Annotated in this window: 11 protein-coding genes and 2 pseudogenes; 10 read left to right on the forward strand and 3 right to left on the reverse strand. The window is 67.1% G+C overall.

Translation table 11 applies throughout. From position 1 onward, the window contains the following. Positions 1 to 98 precede the first annotated feature (98 nt). Positions 99 to 803: pseudogene (locus WJ35_RS10215) on the forward strand (GNAT family N-acetyltransferase). Between the two features lie 67 nt (positions 804 to 870). Here WJ35_RS10215 and WJ35_RS10220 read toward each other — a convergent pair. Beyond that, on the reverse strand, positions 871 to 1,395 hold the full coding sequence (locus WJ35_RS10220) for an Lrp/AsnC family transcriptional regulator (RefSeq protein ID WP_060234787.1): 525 nt from the start codon (positions 1,393 to 1,395) through the stop codon (positions 871 to 873). 155 nt (positions 1,396 to 1,550) lie between these two features. Here WJ35_RS10220 and hppD point away from each other — a divergent pair, with 155 nt between their 5' ends. Further along, on the forward strand, positions 1,551 to 2,648 hold the full coding sequence (hppD, locus tag WJ35_RS10225) for a 4-hydroxyphenylpyruvate dioxygenase (RefSeq protein ID WP_045566820.1): 1,098 nt from the start codon (positions 1,551 to 1,553) through the stop codon (positions 2,646 to 2,648). A gap of 130 nt (positions 2,649 to 2,778) precedes the next feature. Here the strand turns inward: hppD and WJ35_RS10230 are convergent, their stop codons facing one another. Continuing rightward, positions 2,779 to 2,973 (reverse strand): hypothetical protein, encoded by a 195-nt coding sequence (locus tag WJ35_RS10230; RefSeq protein WP_010092966.1) that lies wholly within the window; start codon positions 2,971 to 2,973, stop codon positions 2,779 to 2,781. Between the two features lie 318 nt (positions 2,974 to 3,291). Between WJ35_RS10230 and WJ35_RS10235 the strand changes: the two genes are divergently transcribed. After that, a complete protein-coding gene (locus tag WJ35_RS10235; protein ID WP_060234786.1) occupies positions 3,292 to 6,882 on the forward strand; it encodes an indolepyruvate ferredoxin oxidoreductase family protein in 3,591 nt (1,196 codons plus the stop codon). Positions 6,883 to 7,023: 141 nt separating this feature from the next. Here WJ35_RS10235 and WJ35_RS10240 read toward each other — a convergent pair whose 3' ends face one another. After that, entirely contained in the window at positions 7,024 to 9,294 is a 2,271-nt protein-coding gene (locus WJ35_RS10240) for an NADP-dependent malic enzyme (protein WP_059648215.1), read from the reverse strand. A gap of 467 nt (positions 9,295 to 9,761) precedes the next feature. Here WJ35_RS10240 and WJ35_RS10245 point away from each other — a divergent pair, with 467 nt between their 5' ends. The 7 genes and pseudogenes from WJ35_RS10245 (at position 9,762) to WJ35_RS10275 (ending at position 17,231) form a co-directional block, all read left to right on the forward strand. Then, entirely contained in the window at positions 9,762 to 10,448 is a 687-nt protein-coding gene (locus WJ35_RS10245) for an orotate phosphoribosyltransferase (protein ID WP_069239107.1), read from the forward strand. Positions 10,449 to 10,691: 243 nt separating this feature from the next. Continuing rightward, complete coding sequence (locus tag WJ35_RS10250; RefSeq protein ID WP_069239108.1) at positions 10,692 to 11,300, forward strand: YbhB/YbcL family Raf kinase inhibitor-like protein; 609 nt, start codon at positions 10,692 to 10,694, stop codon at positions 11,298 to 11,300. Between the two features lie 196 nt (positions 11,301 to 11,496). Further along, entirely contained in the window at positions 11,497 to 12,069 is a 573-nt protein-coding gene (locus WJ35_RS10255) for a flavodoxin family protein (RefSeq protein ID WP_059593257.1), read from the forward strand. A gap of 145 nt (positions 12,070 to 12,214) precedes the next feature. Next, complete coding sequence (gene argC / locus WJ35_RS10260) at positions 12,215 to 13,165, forward strand: N-acetyl-gamma-glutamyl-phosphate reductase (protein ID WP_010092972.1); 951 nt, start codon at positions 12,215 to 12,217, stop codon at positions 13,163 to 13,165. 431 nt (positions 13,166 to 13,596) lie between these two features. After that, positions 13,597 to 15,015 (forward strand): DUF2957 domain-containing protein, encoded by a 1,419-nt coding sequence (locus WJ35_RS10265; protein ID WP_069239109.1) that lies wholly within the window; start codon positions 13,597 to 13,599, stop codon positions 15,013 to 15,015. 120 nt (positions 15,016 to 15,135) lie between these two features. Further along, positions 15,136 to 16,380 carry a DUF2957 domain-containing protein gene (locus WJ35_RS10270; protein ID WP_069239110.1) on the forward strand — a complete coding sequence of 415 codons (1,245 nt, stop codon included), beginning with the start codon at positions 15,136 to 15,138 and terminating at the stop codon, positions 16,378 to 16,380. Positions 16,381 to 16,398: 18 nt separating this feature from the next. Continuing rightward, positions 16,399 to 17,231: pseudogene (locus WJ35_RS10275) on the forward strand (OmpW/AlkL family protein). Positions 17,232 to 17,262 lie beyond the last annotated feature (31 nt).

The raw sequence follows: 17,262 nt of genomic DNA on the forward strand, positions 1-17,262 counted from the left end.
AAAAATCAAACAGTTGTGCGCTTAATTGAGCGTATTTAGAACACCCTTCCAAAACAAGTACGGGTTTTCCCCAATCCGGGGGCCTGCTGTCGGGTAAAATGCTGCTGCATTGCACAACCCGCAGTACGGTCACACATTGAGGAACCCACGATGAACACGCATATCCACACGGCGGCCCGGCCGATGTCGTCGGCACCGCCGGTGCTGCGCCGGTTCTCGTCAGGGAACTGGCTTCCAAAGACCGTGAGCAGATGCTCACCCACTTTCTCTCGCTCGACGAGGACGATCGCCTGCTGCGCTTCGGCCAGGTGGTGCCCGACCACGTGATCGAGAACTATGTCCGCACGATCGATTTCGGCCGCGACACCGTGTTCGGCGTGTTCGATCACGCGCTCGAGCTGATCGGCGTCGGCCATCTGGCCTACCTGCCCGCCGAGGGCGACAAGCGCACTGCCGAATTCGGCGTGTCGGTGCTCGAAAGCGCGCGCGGCCGCGGCGTCGGCTCGAAGCTGTTCGAGCGCGCGGCGATCCGCAGCCGCAACACGCACGTGACGATGCTGTACATGCATTGCCTGTCGCGCAACGCGACGATGATGCACATCGCGAAGAAGTCCGGAATGCGGATCGAGTACGCGTACGGCGAAGCCGATGCGTACCTGTCGCTGCCGCCCGCCGACCACTCGACGATCATCGCCGAGATGCTGCAGGAACAGGCCGCGGTGTTCGACTACGCGCTCAAGCGCCAGGCGCATCGCACGTCGAAGTTCATCGAATCGCTGATGCCGGCCGCGCTGACGGCCTGACATCGGCCGACCGGGCCCGCCGACGCGGCGTGCCCGGTCGCGCTTCCCATCTTCCAATCGCGCCCCCCTACCGGATCGACCGAATCGGCAGCGCCGTCGTCTCCTTGAAGCATTCGAGCGAAAAGCTCGTCTTCACGTCGATCACCGACGGATGGTGCAGCAGCTGCTCCTGCACGAAGCGGGAGAAGTGCGCCATGTCCTCGACCTGCACCCGCAGCAGGTAATCCATGTCCCCCGTCATCGCATGGCAGGCGACCACCTCCGGCCAGGTCTGCACCGCCGCGCGAAACAGCTCCGCATGCGTCGCGCCGGCGCGCGCCGGCGTCTCGTCCGCGCGGACCGGCGCGAGCCCGCCCCGCTTCTCGAGCCGCACGCTGACGTACGCGAGCAGATCTAGCCCGAGCTTCTGCGGATCGAGCAGCGCGACATAGCCGGTGATCACGCCGATCTCCTCGAGCCGACGAATCCGCCGCAGGCACGGGCTCGGCGACAGGTTCACGCGCTCGGCGATCTCCTGGTTCGACAGGCGGCCGTTCTCCTGAAGAATCGCGAGAATCCGCCGATCGATGGCATCCAATTCCACTTGCGCCATCTTCTGCCTCCCAAGCAAGAATACAAGACTGGAAATTGCGCCATCGTAGTCAGCCACGATCAAGTTCGCAAGTTTCCGCCTCCCCTCGCCCGCTACACTTTGTCGCACACACATCGATTCAACGCGCGCGTCGCGGCGCGCCTCCGGAGACAAGCATGCAGATCCCCACCTGGGACAACCCCGTCGGCACCGACGGCTTCGAATTCATCGAGTACACCGCGCCGGACCCGAAGGCGCTCGGCCAGCTGTTCGAGCGGATGGGCTTCACCGCGATCGCGCGCCATCGCCACAAGGACGTGACGGTGTACCGCCAGGGCGACATCAACTTCATCATCAATGCGGAGCCGGATTCGTTCGCGCAGCGCTTCGCGCGCCTGCACGGCCCGTCGATCTGCGCGATCGCATTCCGCGTGCAGGACGCCGCGAAGGCCTACCGGCACGCGCTCGAACTCGGCGCATGGGGCTTCGACAACAAGACCGGCCCGATGGAGCTGAACATCCCGGCGATCAAGGGCATCGGCGATTCGCTGATCTACTTCGTCGACCGCTGGCGCGGCAAGAACGGCGCACAGCCGGGCGCGATCGGCGACATCAGCATCTATGACGTCGACTTCGAGCCGATTCCCGGCGCGAACCCGAACCCGGTCGGCCACGGCCTCACCTACATCGACCACCTGACGCACAACGTGCACCGCGGCCGCATGCAGGAATGGGCGGAGTTCTACGAGCGCCTGTTCAACTTCCGCGAAGTGCGCTACTTCGACATCGAAGGCAAGGTGACCGGCGTGAAGTCGAAGGCGATGACGTCGCCGTGTGGCAAGATCCGCATCCCGATCAACGAGGAAGGCTCGGAAACAGCCGGCCAGATCCAGGAATACCTGGACGCGTATCACGGCGAAGGCATCCAGCACATCGCGCTCGGCGCATCGGACATCTATCGCGCGGTCGACGGCCTGCGCAGCAAGGAAGTGAAGCTGCTCGACACGATCGACACGTACTACGAGCTCGTCGACCGCCGCGTGCCGAACCACGGCGAGCCGCTGGACGAACTGAAGAAGCGCAAGATCCTGATCGACGGCGCGCGCGACGACCTGCTGCTGCAGATCTTCACCGAGAACCAGATCGGGCCGATCTTCTTCGAGATCATCCAGCGCAAGGGCAACCAGGGCTTCGGCGAAGGCAACTTCAAGGCGCTGTTCGAGTCGATCGAGCTCGACCAGATCCGCCGCGGCGTCGTGCAGGACAAGGCCTGACGCGCGCGGCGCGGCACGCCCGGCGGCAGCGGGCGGGCGCCGGCGCAAATAGAAAGGGCGGGAATCCCAGGATTCCCGCCCTTTTTTCATCGACGTTCATCGGCGCGGCCGGTGCGGCCGCCCGGCCGGATCAATGCGCATTCGCCCCCGGCGCGACCAGGCGCACGCCCGACGGCTGCACATCGGCGTGCCGCGCAGGCGCGATCCGGCTCATCTGCACGCCCGCTGCCGCCAGTGCGCTCGCGCCTTGCGCACGCACCGGGCCGGTCATCGCGAAAAACGCGGCGGACACGATCAGGAAACTCTGGATATGACGTGTGTTCATTGGTACCTCCTGTTGAACTGCCGGCGCCTCCCCGCTTTCGTCATGACAATCGACGCCGGCGGGCACCTCCGGCAGGCCGCCCAGATTAACGGCAAGTGCCGGACGATGTGCGCGGCTTTACATGCTTTTACATGCTGTAACGCGCAAAACGTGCTCGCAACCGGGCCGGCGCAGCAATTTTGACGACGAGCGGCGGGTTTTTCCCAGTGCTACCATCGCCTGAAACCGGCCAATATGCCGGCCACTGCCGACGTGTTCACAAGACGCCGACGCAATCGAAGTTTTGGCGATCCCAGACTGGGTGGAGGAGACTCATCAATGAATGCCCCGCTAGACGCAGGCCAACGCGCGTCCCTAGAAGCCGCGCTGACGTCCGTCACGCTTGACGACAAATACACCCTCGAACGCGGCCGCGCGTACATGAGCGGCATCCAGGCGCTGGTGCGCCTGCCGATGCTTCAGCAGGAACGCGATCGCGCCGCCGGCCTCAACACCGCCGGCTTCATCTCCGGTTATCGCGGCTCGCCGCTCGGCGGCCTCGACCAGTCGCTGTGGAAGGCCAAGAAGCACCTGTCTTCCCACCAGATCGTTTTCCAGCCCGGCCTCAACGAAGATCTCGCCGCCACCGCCGTGTGGGGCTCGCAGCAGGTGAACCTGTACCCCGGCGCGAAGTACGACGGCGTGTTCGGCATGTGGTACGGCAAGGGCCCGGGCGTCGACCGCACCGGCGACGTGTTCAAGCACGCGAACTCGGCCGGCTCGTCGCAGCACGGCGGCGTGCTCGTCCTCGCCGGCGACGACCACGCGGCCAAATCGTCGACGCTCGCGCACCAGTCCGAACACATCTTCAAGGCCTGCGGCCTGCCGGTGCTGTTCCCGTCGAACGTGCAGGAATACCTGGACTTCGGCCTGCACGGCTGGGCGATGAGCCGCTATTCGGGCCTCTGGGTCGCGCTCAAGTGCGTGACCGACGTGGTCGAATCGTCGGCATCGGTCGACATCGACCCGCATCGCACCGAGATCGTGCTGCCGTCGGACTTCATCATGCCGGACGGCGGCCTCAACATCCGCTGGCCCGACCCGCCGCTCGTGCAGGAAGCGCGCCTGCTCGACTACAAGTGGTACGCGGCGCTCGCCTACGTGCGCGCCAACAAGCTCGACCGCATCGAGATCGACTCGCCGCACGCGCGCTTCGGCATCATGACGGGCGGCAAGGCGTACCTCGACGTGCGCCAGGCGCTGACCGACCTCGGCCTCGACGACGAGACCTGCGCGCGCATCGGCATCCGCCTGTACAAGGTCGGCTGCGTGTGGCCGCTCGAAGCGCAGGGCGCGCAGGCGTTCGCGCGCGGGCTCGACGAGATCCTCGTCGTCGAGGAAAAGCGCCAGATCCTCGAATACGCGATCAAGGAAGAGCTGTACAACTGGCCGGACGCGCAGCGTCCGCGCGTGTTCGGCAAGTTCGACGAGAAGGACGGCGCCGGCGGCGAATGGTCGGTGCCGATGGGCAACTGGCTGCTGCCCGCGCACTACGAGCTGTCGCCCGCGATCATCGCGAAGGCGATCGCGACGCGCCTCGAGAAATTCGAGCTGCCGTCCGACGTGCGCGCGCGCATCGCCGCGCGGCTCGCGGTGATCCACGCGAAGGAAACCGCGCTCGCGAAGCCGCACGTGACGACCGAGCGCAAGCCGTGGTTCTGCTCGGGCTGCCCGCACAACACGTCGACCAACGTGCCGGACGGCTCGCGCGCGATCGCGGGGATCGGCTGCCACTACATGACCGTGTGGATGGACCGCAACACGAGCACGTTCAGCCAGATGGGCGGCGAAGGCGTGCCGTGGATCGGCCAGGCGCCGTTCACGAACGAGAAGCACGTGTTCGCGAACCTCGGCGACGGCACCTACTTCCACTCGGGCCTGCTCGCGGTGCGCGCGGCGATCTCGTCGAAGGCGAACATCACGTACAAGATCCTGTACAACGACGCGGTCGCGATGACGGGCGGCCAGCCGGTCGACGGCGTGCTGACGGTGCCGCAGATCACGCACCAGCTCGCGTCGGAAGGCGCGAAGAAGATCGTGATCGTCACCGACGAGCCGGACAAGTACGAAGGCCAGACGTCGCTGCTCGCGCCGGGCGTGACGATCCATCACCGCGACCAGCTCGACGACGTGCAGCGCGAGCTGCGCGAGATCGAAGGCACGACGATCCTCGTCTACGACCAGACCTGCGCGACCGAGAAGCGCCGCCGCCGCAAGCGCGGCGCGTATCCGGACCCGGCGAAGCGCGTCGTGATCAACGACGCGGTATGCGAAGGCTGCGGCGACTGCTCGGTGCAGTCGAACTGCCTGTCGGTCGAGCCGCTGGAAACCGAATTCGGCACGAAGCGCCAGATCAACCAGTCGACCTGCAACAAGGACTTCTCGTGCGTGAAGGGCTTCTGCCCGAGCTTCGTGACGGTCGAGGGCGGCCAGTTGAAGAAGCCGAAGGCCGTGTCGGTGGACGGCAGCGCGCTGCCGCCGATCCCGGAGCCGGCGCTGCCGGCGATCGACCGCGCGTACGGCGTGCTCGTCACGGGCGTCGGCGGCACGGGCGTCGTCACGATCGGCGCGCTGCTCGGGATGGCCGCGCACCTGGAGAACAAGGGCGTGACCGTGCTCGACGTCACCGGCCTCGCGCAGAAGGGCGGCGCGGTGATGAGCCACGTGCAGATCTCGCACGCGCCGACCGACATCCACGCGACGCGGATCGCGATGGGCGAAGCGGATCTCGTGATCGGCTGCGACGCGCTCGTCACGGCCGGCGACGAATGCACGTCGCGGATGCGGCACAACGCGACGCGCGTGGTCGTCAACAGCGCGCAGACGCCGACCGCCGAGTTCATCAAGAACCCGAACTGGTCGTTCCCGGGCCTGTCGGCCGAGCAGGACATCCGCGCGGCCGCGGGCGACGCGGTCGATCTCGTCGACGCGAACCGCTTCGCGGTGGCGCTGCTCGGCGACGCGATCTACACGAACCCGTTCGTGCTCGGCTACGCGTGGCAGAAAGGCTGGCTGCCGCTCACGCTCGCGTCGCTCGAGCGCGCGATCGAGCTGAACGCCGTGCAGGTCGACAAGAACCGTGCGGCGTTCGACTGGGGCCGCCGCGCCGCGCATGACCTCGCGAGCGTGCAGCAGGCCGCGACCGGCGGCGCGCGCGCCGCGCAAGCCGGTGCGACGGTGATCGCGCTGCACACGAAGAAGTCGGTGGACGCGCTGATCGCGAAGCGGGTCGAGTTCCTCGCCGCGTACCAGAACGCAGCCTACGGGGCGCGCTACGCGGCGTTCGTCGAGCGCGTGCGCGCCGCCGAGCGCGCGCTGGCCGACGGCGACGCGCAGGAGCCGCTGACCGAGGCGGTCGCGCGCAACCTGTTCAAGCTGATGGCATACAAGGACGAATACGAGGTTGCGCGGCTGCAGTCCGATCCGGCGTTCCTCGCGCGCCTGTCCGCGCAGTTCGAAGGCGACTGGAAGCTGAAATTCCATCTCGCGCCGCCGCTGTTCGCGAAGAAGGACGCGCACGGCCATCTGGTGAAGAAGGCGTACGGCCCGTGGATGATGCCGGCGTTCCGGATGCTCGCGAAGCTGAAGTTCCTGCGCGGCACCGGCCTCGATCCGTTCGGCCGCACCGAGGAGCGTCGCACCGAGCGTGCGCTGATCGGCGAGTACGAAGCGCTGATCGGCGAAGTCGTCGGCAAGCTGACGGCCGCGAACCGCCCGCTCGCGCTCGAGTTGGCCGCGCTGCCGGACGGCATTCGCGGCTATGGTCACGTGAAGGAGAACAACCTGCGCGCGGTTCGCACGAAGTGGAACACGCTGCTCGCGCAGTGGCGTTCGCCGACGGGCGGCCAAAGCCGGCAGCAGGTCGCCTGACGGGGCGCGGAGCCGGCGTTCGCGATGCGGACGCCGGCCGCCGCTTGCTTATAGCCCAAAGAAAAAACGCCACGGAACCCGGGTTCCGTGGCGTTTTTCTTTGTGCCGCGCGGGGAGCGCGGCGCGACCGCTCGCGCGAACTTACTTCGTGTTCACGTTCGCCGCGGCGACTGCCGTCATGTTGATGATCCGGCGCACGGTCGCGGCCGGCGTCAGGATGTGGACCGGCTTCGCCGCGCCGAGCAGCAGCGGGCCGACCGTCACGCCTTCGCCGCCGACCATCTTCAGCAGGTTGTACGCGATGTTCGCCGCTTCCACGTTCGGCATGATCAGCAGGTTCGCTTCGCCGGTCAGCGTCGTGCCCGGGAACGCGGCCTTGCGGATCGCTTCGGACAGCGCCGCGTCGCCGTGCATTTCACCGTCGACTTCCAGGTGCGGCGCGCGCTCGACGATCAGCTTGCGGGCCTCGGCCATCCGGCGCGACGTCGCCGACGGCGCGCTGCCGAAGTTCGAGTTCGACAGCAGCGCGGCCTTCGGCGTGATGCCGAAGCGCTCGATCTCGGCCGCGGCCTGGATCGTCATGTCGGCGAGCTGTTCGGCGCTCGGCACCTCGTTCACGTACGTATCGCACAGGAACAGGTTGCGGCCCGGCAGCATCAGCAGGTTCATCGCCGCGAAGTGCTCGGCGCCCTTCGCGCGGCCCAGCACCTGCTCGATGAACTTCAGGTGGCTGTGGTACGTGTCGATCATCCCGCAGATCATGCCGTCCGCGTCGCCCAGGTGGACGAGCATCGCGCCGATCAGCGTGTTGAACTTGCGCAGCGCCGCCTTCGCGACCTCCGGCGTCACGCCGTCGCGCGCGCCGATCTCGTGGTACGCCTGCCAGTAGCGGTGATAGCGGGTGTCGTCTTCCGGATTGACGATCTCGAAATCGACGCCGGCCTTCAGCTTCGAGCCGATCTTCTGCAAGCGCATCTCGACGACCGACGGGCGGCCGACGATGATCGGCTTCGCGATCTTCTCCTGCAGCACGAACTGCGCGGCGCGCAGCACGCGCTCGTCCTCGCCCTCGGCGAACACGATGCGGGCCGCGGCCTTCTTCGCGGTCGCGAACACCGGGCGCATCACCATGCCGGTGCGGTAGACGGTCGTGCCGAGCTGCTCGCGGTACGCGTCCATGTCCTGGATCGGACGGGTCGCGACGCCCGAATCCATCGCGGCCTGCGCGACGGCCGGCGCGATCTTGATGATCAGGCGCGGGTCGAACGGCTTCGGAATCAGGTATTCCGGGCCGAATTCGAGCGAATGGCCTTCATACGCCTTCGCGACTTCCTCGCTCTGGTCGGTTTCCTCGGCCAGCTCGGCGATCGCGCGCACGCACGCGAGCTTCATCTCTTCCGTGATCGTCGTCGCGCCGACGTCGAGCGCGCCGCGGAAGATGAACGGGAAGCACAGCACGTTGTTGACCTGGTTCGGGTAGTCCGAACGGCCGGTCGCGATGATCACGTCGGGGCGCGCGGCCTTCGCATCTTCCGGGCGGATTTCCGGTTCCGGGTTCGCGAGCGCGAGGATCAGCGGACGGTCGCCCATCGCCTTGACCATGTCCTGCTTCAGCACGCCGGCGCTCGAGCAGCCGAGGAACACGTCCGCGCCGACGATCGCGTCGCCGAGCGTGCGCGCATCGGTCGTCACGGCGTAGCGCTGCTTCGACGGATCGAGGTTGCCGCGGCCTTCGTAGATCACGCCCTTCGAGTCGCACACGAGCACGTTCGCCTTGTTCAGGCCGAGCTTCACGAGCAGGTCGAGACACGCGATCGCCGCCGCGCCCGCGCCCGAGCATACGAGCTTCACTTCGCCGATCGTCTTGCCGACCACCTTCAGGCCGTTCAGGATCGCCGCCGACGCGATGATCGCGGTGCCGTGCTGGTCGTCGTGGAAGACCGGGATCTTCATCCGCTCGCGCAGCTTCTGCTCGATGTAGAAGCACTCCGGCGCCTTGATGTCTTCAAGGTTGATGCCGCCGAGCGTCGGCTCGAGCATCGCGATCGCGTCGACGAGCTTGTCCGGATCGGATTCCGACAGCTCGATGTCGAACACGTCGATGCCCGCGAATTTCTTGAAGAGGCAGCCCTTGCCTTCCATCACCGGCTTCGCGGCGAGCGGGCCGATGTTGCCGAGGCCGAGCACCGCCGTGCCGTTCGTGATGACGCCGACGAGGTTGCCGCGCGACGTGTATTTCTGCGCGTCGAGCGGATCGGCGTGGATCGCCTCGCACGCGGCCGCGACGCCCGGCGAATACGCGAGCGACAGATCGAGCTGGTTCGACAGCGGCTTGGTCGGCGTGACCGAAATCTTGCCGGGTTTCGGGTTCAGGTGATAAGCGAGTGCGGCCTGCTTCAGTTGTTCGTCCATGATTGACCTGCGAGAGACATGCGAAAGAGAAATGCGAGTGCTCAGTACGCAGCACCTTGAGCCGCGGATGCGTGGATCGAGGGGGTATTCGACTGCGACGGCCGTTGCACGCCGGATCGGCGCGCGATCGAACCTCGGCGGGTGGCAAGAGGAAAGTACAAAGTACCGAGCGATTATTCTAGGGCCGCCTAGTGTACACCCCCGCGCATGACGAACGTTGCTGCGGCGCGGCATCGCGGGCCTCGCAGCGGCCCGCCGATCAAGCCCCGTTTATTCCGGACCGTTCCGTACACGGCGGCAAGCGCGCGCAAAGTCCGTCGAAAGCAGCCCGAATCGGGTAAAATAGCCGGCTACGCGCGCAGCGATACGATCGGCTCCCCGGTCGCGCCCCGGCCCTCGCGGGCGGGCTCCCCTTGCTGCGCCACCGGGCACGCGCCCGCACCTCGCTCACCATCCAAGGAATGCCCATGACAGGCTTCGATCGTCAGACGATCTCCGACACGACCGCCAAAATCCTGCTCGAAGTGCAGGCGGTGCACTTCAACGCCGAAAAGCCGTTCATCTTCACGTCCGGCTGGGCCAGCCCCGTCTACATCGACTGCCGCAAGCTGATCTCGTATCCGCGCGTGCGCCGCGGCCTGATGGAAATGGCGGAAGCGACGATCCTGCGCGACGTCGGCTTCGAGCAGATCGACGCGGTGGCGGGCGGCGAAACCGCCGGCATCCCGTTCGCGGCCTGGATCGCCGACCGCATGATGCTGCCGATGCAGTACGTGCGCAAGAAGCCGAAGGGCTTCGGCCGCAACGCGCAGATCGAGGGCCATCTGGAAGAAGGCTCGCGCGTGCTGCTCGTCGAGGACCTGACGACCGACAGCCGCAGCAAGATCAACTTCATCAACGCGCTGCGCACGGCAGGCGCGTCGGTGAACCACTGCTTCGTGCTGTTCCACTACAACATCTTCAAGGAAAGCGTGTCGGTCCTGAAGGACATCGACGTCGACCTGCACGCGCTCGCGACCTGGTGGGACGTGCTGCGCGTCGCGAAGGCGTCGGGCTACTTCGAGACGAAGACGCTCGACGAAGTCGAGAAATTCCTGCACTCGCCGGCCGAGTGGTCGGCCGCGCACGGCGGCGCCACGGCCCCGAAAGAATGACGCCACCCCGGCCACGCTGCCGGCGCCCAGGCTGAAACGGCCGCCCGCGACCTCGCGGGCGGTTTTTTTTCGTCCGTCGATCCAGATCAGCATCGGGCCGCGTCCGCGGCCACGGCATGCGTCGCTCATCGAACCCTAATGCTAGACTTGCTCCATCGCCGCCATCGGCTGCGCGCGCAACCACCTACAACGCCAATCACGCCGGGAGCGTCGGCCCGGCCCACGTGACGGGAGAAGCGCCATATGCGTGTGGGTCGCCGGATCACCTCACCTGCGCCACCCGGTCGTACGGCTCCGTTCATCGCTACCCTGCTCTGCGCCGCCGCCGCCGCGTTGGCCACGTTCGCCACCGCGCCCGCGCGCGCGGAAGGCCCGTTCACCGTCACGAGCACCGACCTCGCGCCCGGTGGGCGCGTCGGCGCCGCGCAGGTGTTCGACCGCGGCGACTGCAAGGGCGCGAACCGCTCGCCGCAACTGTCGTGGCGCAATCCGCCGCCCGGCACGCGCGGCTATGCGATCACGATGTTCGACCCGGACGCGCCCGGCCACGGCTGGTGGCACTGGGCCGTCGCGAGCCTGCCGCTGACCGTCACGAGCCTGCCCGCCGATGCGAGCGCGTCGGGCCTCCTGCGGCGCATCGGCGCGAGCGAGGCGCGCAACGATTTCGGCATCGACGGCTATGGCGGCCCATGCCCGCCGCCCGGCAAGCCGCATCGCTACGTGATCACCATCTACGCGCTGAAGAGCACCGACCTGCGCATCGGCCAGGGCCGCCCCGCGCCGATGTTCGAGCACGAGATCGGCACGCAGGCGATCGGCACCGCGCAGCTCACCGTCACCTACGGGCGATGAGCGCAGGCGGGCGTCGCGATCGCTTCGGCGCGCGAACGTCCACGCACCGCGCGCCGTTCTCCCGTCATTTCGGCTTGCTAGACTCCACCGCAGCGGTCGCGGCATCCCGCCGCGCACCCGTCGCGCCGCCCCGCTGCGGCGCGTGACGCGGCAGGCCGCGGCGGCCGCCGTGTCGTCCCCTTCCGGAGAACGCCCCATGTCGAACATCGTCATCGTCTATCACAGCGGCTACGGCCATACGAAGAAGCTGGCCGAAGCCGTCCACGCCGGCGCGCAGGACACGGGGGCGCACGTGCGCCTCGTCGCGGTCGGCGACCTCGACGACGCAGGCTGGGCCGCGCTCGACGCGGCCGACGCGATCGTGTTCGGCGCGCCGACCTACATGGGCGGCCCGTCGGCGCAGTTCAAGACGTTCGCCGACGCGACGTCGAAAGCGTGGTTCACGCAGAAATGGAAAGACAAGATCGCCGCGGGCTTCACGAACTCCGCGACGATGAACGGCGACAAGTTCTCGACGATTCAATATTTCGTCACGCTGGCGATGCAGCACGGGATGGTGTGGGTCGGCACGGGCCTGATGCCGGCCAACTCGAAGGCGGCCACGCGCAACGACATCAACTTCGTCGGCGGCTTCACGGGCCTGCTCGCGCAATCGCCGTCGGACGCGTCGCCCGACGAGGCGCCGCTGCCGGGCGATCTCGAGACCGCGAAGGCGTTCGGCCGGCGCGTCGCCGAGGCGACGGCCCGCTGGATCGCGGGCGGCCGCTGAAGCGGCCTGCCCCGATAAAGGGACACAAGACGGCCCGCGCGGCCGTCTTTTTTTCGGCCCGTGCGGTGCAGGCTCGCCGCATGAAGTCTTAGAATGGCGGTTTTCCGGCGTGCAAGCGCCGCGGCCCCGTTTCAGTGAGAGCGAAATGAGCACCAAAGTTTTTGTCGACGGCCAGGAAGGCACGACCGGCCTCAAGATCTTCGAATACCTGTCCGCCCGCAGCGACATCGAGATCCTTCGCATCGACGAAGCGAAGCGCAAGGACGTCGACGAACGCCGCCGCCTGATCAACGCGTCGAACGTCACGTTCCTGTGCCTGCCGGACGTCGCGTCGCGCGAATCGGCGTCGCTCGTCGAGAACCCGGACACGACGCTGATCGACGCGAGCACCGCGTTCCGCACGAACCCGGACTGGGCATACGGCCTGCCCGAGCTGACCCGCGCGCAGCGCGAGAAGATCCGCACGTCGAAGCGCATCGCGGTGCCCGGCTGCCACGCATCGGCGTTCGTGCTCGCGATGCGGCCGCTCGTCGACGCCGGCGTCGTCGCGCCGACGTTCGCCGCGCACAGCCACTCGATCACCGGCTACAGCGGCGGCGGCAAGTCGATGATCGCCGATTACGAGAACCCCGCGTCGGCCGCGAAGCTCGCGAGCCCGCGCCCGTATGCGCTCGGCCTCACGCACAAGCATCTGCCGGAAATGGCCGCGCACACGGGCCTCGCGACTGCTCCGATCTTCACGCCGATCGTCGGCCCGTTCCTCAAGGGCCTCGCGGTGACGACCTACTTCACGCCGGGCCAGCTCGCAAAGCGCGCAACGCCGCAGGACGTGCAGCGCATCTTCGCCGAGTACTACGCGGATGAAGCGTTCGTGCGCGTCGCCCCGTTCAACGCCGACGACAACCTCGACGCCGGCTTCTTCGACGTGCAGGCGAACAACGACACGAACCGCGTCGACCTGTTCGTGTTCGGCAACGAAGAGCGCTTCGTCACCGTCGCGCGCCTCGACAATCTCGGCAAGGGCGCGTCGGGCGCCGCGATCCAGTGCATGAACCTGAACATCGGCGCGGCGGAGGACACGGGCCTCACGCGCTGAGTCATCCTCGCATGCGATGCAAAGCCGGCCGCTGGCCGGCTTTTTATTTAGCCTTAATTGACAATAAGTGATAATTCGCGCAGGGTTTTACAATTATTTACAAGCTTTCGATTGCGCGATATCCGATCGATTAATTCCTTCCGCCCTTTATCCAGTCAATCCCGAATAGGGATAAACCGGATACCCTCGCTTTAAACGCTGCCGCAATGACCCAAAGGCCGCGCCGCATTGCCCGGCGTGCCGCACCGCGTCGCCTTCCGCGCACATCTTCAGCATGCCTTGCGTTTTAATTCTTACTGAATTCCCGATCCCGAAAGCATTCAGTGCGCGCCCGCCGTTTCAATCGTCTTTTTTAGACGGGTTCATCAATTGACAGCAAAAATACGTGCGGCGACATTAACCCGCACAATTAAACGATTGGAGACAGCGGCATGTCGCACACCTTATCGAAGGGGGTGGCAACGGCCTTTGCCATTGCCCCTTTGCTCGTCGCATGTGGAGGAGGGGATTCCGGCGCGCCCGCCCCGATCGAAGCGCCGCAATGTTCCGGCTCGAGCTGCGGCACGCAGGGGCCGCCGGCATCACAACCCGTCAACGGCGCGCTGTGCCCGGCCAACGCGGACATCGTGAAGAGCACGTATCTCGGCGGCGCCGGCAGCGGCGAGATCGTCAGCGTCAACATCGACGCGGTCGCGATGACCTACACGCTCAAGTGGCTCGAATCGCCGATTCCGCTGGCGACCGGCACGGTCACGCCGACGCGCGTCGGCACGACGATCACCGGCCGCGTCATGCACCCGCCGACCGGCACGCTGCCGACCGCCGAGCAGACGCGCTGCGCGTTCGTCCTCACGCCCGGCGCGGGCACGGCCGGAAACGGCTCGGCCTATTCGACGGCCGCCGACTTCAACCCGTCGAACCCGCCGATGCTGCTGGTCGGCATGGGCGTGGCCGGCGGCGGCATTCCTGGCGCGACGATCCAGTACGACGGCCTGACGATCATCCCCGGCATCGTGCAGAACGTCGGCAAGGTGCCGAACCGCCACTTCGACTTCTATCCGTTCCTCGGCTTCGCGAGCACGACGACGGACCTCACGAAGCTGCCGGGCACCTACAACGCGCTGATCTACTACCTCGTGCCGTCTGGCAACTACGCGACGAAAGGCACGAACTCGAGTGAGACGTTCGATGCAAACGGCGCGTGCACGTCGACGAGCTCGGGCGGCTGCCAGACGACCGGCAACCCGTGGAAGGCGAGCGCGAACGGCGGCTATTTCGACAGCACGAAGGCGCCGCAAACGCTGCCGCAGACGAGCCTGCCGCTGGTCGGCCAGACCGGCAAGTCGGCCATCGCGCACATGGTGATCGGCCAGCTCAACGGCGCGACGGTCCCCGTGATCGTGCGCACCGGCAACGTGAACCTCGGCACGCCGCCGCTGCACGCCGACGCGCAGGTCGACGACGAATCGGGCATCGCGGTGCTCGGCAAGGCGACGGCGCTCGCGTCGGGCGGCATCGACGGCGGCTACGCGGGCGCGGACTCGAACTTCAAGTACACGGCCGCGCTGATCCGCGGCGGGAACGCGACGTTCGTGAACCCGACGACGCAGGCCGCGGAGGACGGCTTCACGCTGGACTACGGCCAGGCGACGCCGGGCCTGCTGAACCTGCAGACGATCCCGCCGGCCAATTCGGGCTACGCGGCAAGTTCCGGACTACTGATCGCGACGGGCGGGCTGTACGCGGCGCTCGTGCAGGGCACGGTGAACGGCGGCGTCACGCCGTCGTCGGCCAATGCGAGCACGTCGTCGGCGCCGTACTTCGGCGTCGGCGCGCAGATCAGCAAGTAACGCACGCCGCCGCGGCAACGACCGAGAGGCGCCCGGCACGGCGCCGGCAGGACGACGCACAAACACGAAGCGGCCGACAGGGAGCCGGCCGCCACACAAGACAAATTCTGGAGGAGCAACATGAAGCGCAACCTCATTCTCGCGGCAACCGTGGCCGCCCCCCTTCTTTCGGCATGCGGCGGCGGCGGGGGGAGCGACAATCCGCCGCCGCTCGTCGAAGACCGTCTCTGCCCCGCCGCGCTCGACTACGGCACCGTCTACACCGGCGGCGCGGGCAGCGGCGAGCTCGTCAAGCTGCAGCTCGACACGACCAGGATGACCTGGCAGGTCAGCTACATCGAATCGCCGGTTCCGCGCACCACCGGCACCGTCACGCCGACGCGCGCCGGTACGGTCGACAGCGGCACGCTCACGCAGGAAACGCTGCTGCCGACCAACAAGCTGAACCAGTGCGCGTTCCGCCTGAACGGCGCGAGCCTCGACCCGTCGCGCCCGGCGCGCATCTTCGTCGGCTTCGGCGTCGCGGGCGGCACGATTCCCGGCAAGGAGATCCAGTTCGGCGGCGTGCTCGGCCAGGCCGCGGTGCCCGACACGAAGTTCCCGTACTACCCGTTCATCGGCTTCTCGGCGATCGAGACCAACCTCGCGAACCTCGCCGGCACGTACAGCCACGTCGGCTTCGGCGAAGTGCCGTCGCAGCAGTTCGCGCCGGTGTCGATCGACCCGAAGGTGACGATCAACGCCGACGGCACGTGGATCAAGTGCGACTCGACCGGCCAGTTCGCCGGCACGTGCCGCCAGCCGGGCACGAACCTCGCGCAGTCGGCGGACGGCAGCGGCGCGTTCCAGACCAACAGCTACCAGAGCCAGGTCAAGCCGACGCTGTCGACGCTGCCGCAGGGCAAGGGCTTCATGATCGTCGGCAAGCTGCGCAACCAGCTCGTGCCGATCCTCGTGCGCACCGGCGTCGCGAACCCGAACGTGCAGCCCGACGGCAACGGCGTGCCGGGCCTCACCGCCGACGACGAATCGAGCATCTCGATCCTCGCGCCGCAGACGGCGATCACGGTCGGCTCGCAGAACGGCGAGTACATCGGCGTCGACAGCGCGTTCAACTACCGCACCACCGCGCTGATCAACAACCAGGCGACGCTGCTCGATCCGTTCCAGCCGTCGCAGGCATCGCTCGCGACCCCGCTCGACCTCGACTACACGCAGAAGGTGCCGGGCACCGTCACGACGGTCCACACGGGCGCGGGCAGCACGACGCCCACCGGCAAGTTCATCTTCACGGGCGGCGTGTTCGGCTTCCTCGACAACGCGAGTTCGACGCCGTATTTCACGATCGGCGCGTTCGTCCAGTAAGCGGGCCCGGAAGCCGTCATGAAGAAGATCCTTCTCGGCGCGGCGGCCGGCGCCGCCGCGCTGGCGCCGCTCGCGGCGCACGCGCAAAGCGCCGGCAGCAACGTCGTCACGCTCGGCTGGTTCCACGTGATGCCGCAGCAGAGCAGCACGCCGATGACGACCAATGTCGCGCCGACGCCGATCAACACGCCGTTGCGCCTGCCGCCGTCGTTCACGTCGCCGGGCACCGGGCTGCGCACGAGCGGCGCGGACACCGTCGGCCTCACGGTCAGCCACTTCCTCACCGACCACATCGCGGTCACGTCGGTGGCGGGCGTGCCGCCGGTGTTCAAGGTGTCGGGACAGGGCACGATCAAGCCGCCCGGCCCGGCCGGCGCGCTCGGCACGCAAGACATCGGGCTCGGCTCGGTCAACCCGATCGTGAAGAGCGTGCGGCAGTGGAGCCCGGCCGTGATCCTGCAGTACTACTTCCGCAGGCGAACGCGAAATTCCGGCCGTTCCTCGGCCTCGGCGTGTCGTACAACTGGTTCAGCGACCTGCAGCTCAACCCGAACTTCGTCAGGCAGACGCAGGACAACCTCGGCGCGATCCTCGCGGCGGGCGCGGGCAAGCCGGGCAAGACTTCGGTGGAGGCGAAGGCGTCGTCGTCGTGGCAGCCGGTGTTCAACGCGGGCCTGCAGTACAACGTCACCGAGCATTTCGGGCTCGTCGCGTCGGTCACCTACATCCCGCTGAAGACGACGTCGACGGTGACGATCAAGGCCGCCGACGGCACGACGCTCGCCGAGTCGAAATCGGACCTGAAGGCCGATCCGATCATCAGCTACGTCGGGATGTCGTACAAGTTCTGAGACTGATCGGAAAAGTACGGACGAAAAAAAG

This window comes from Burkholderia ubonensis, assembly GCF_001718695.1.
Classification (GTDB): Bacteria; Pseudomonadota; Gammaproteobacteria; order Burkholderiales; family Burkholderiaceae; genus Burkholderia; species Burkholderia ubonensis_B.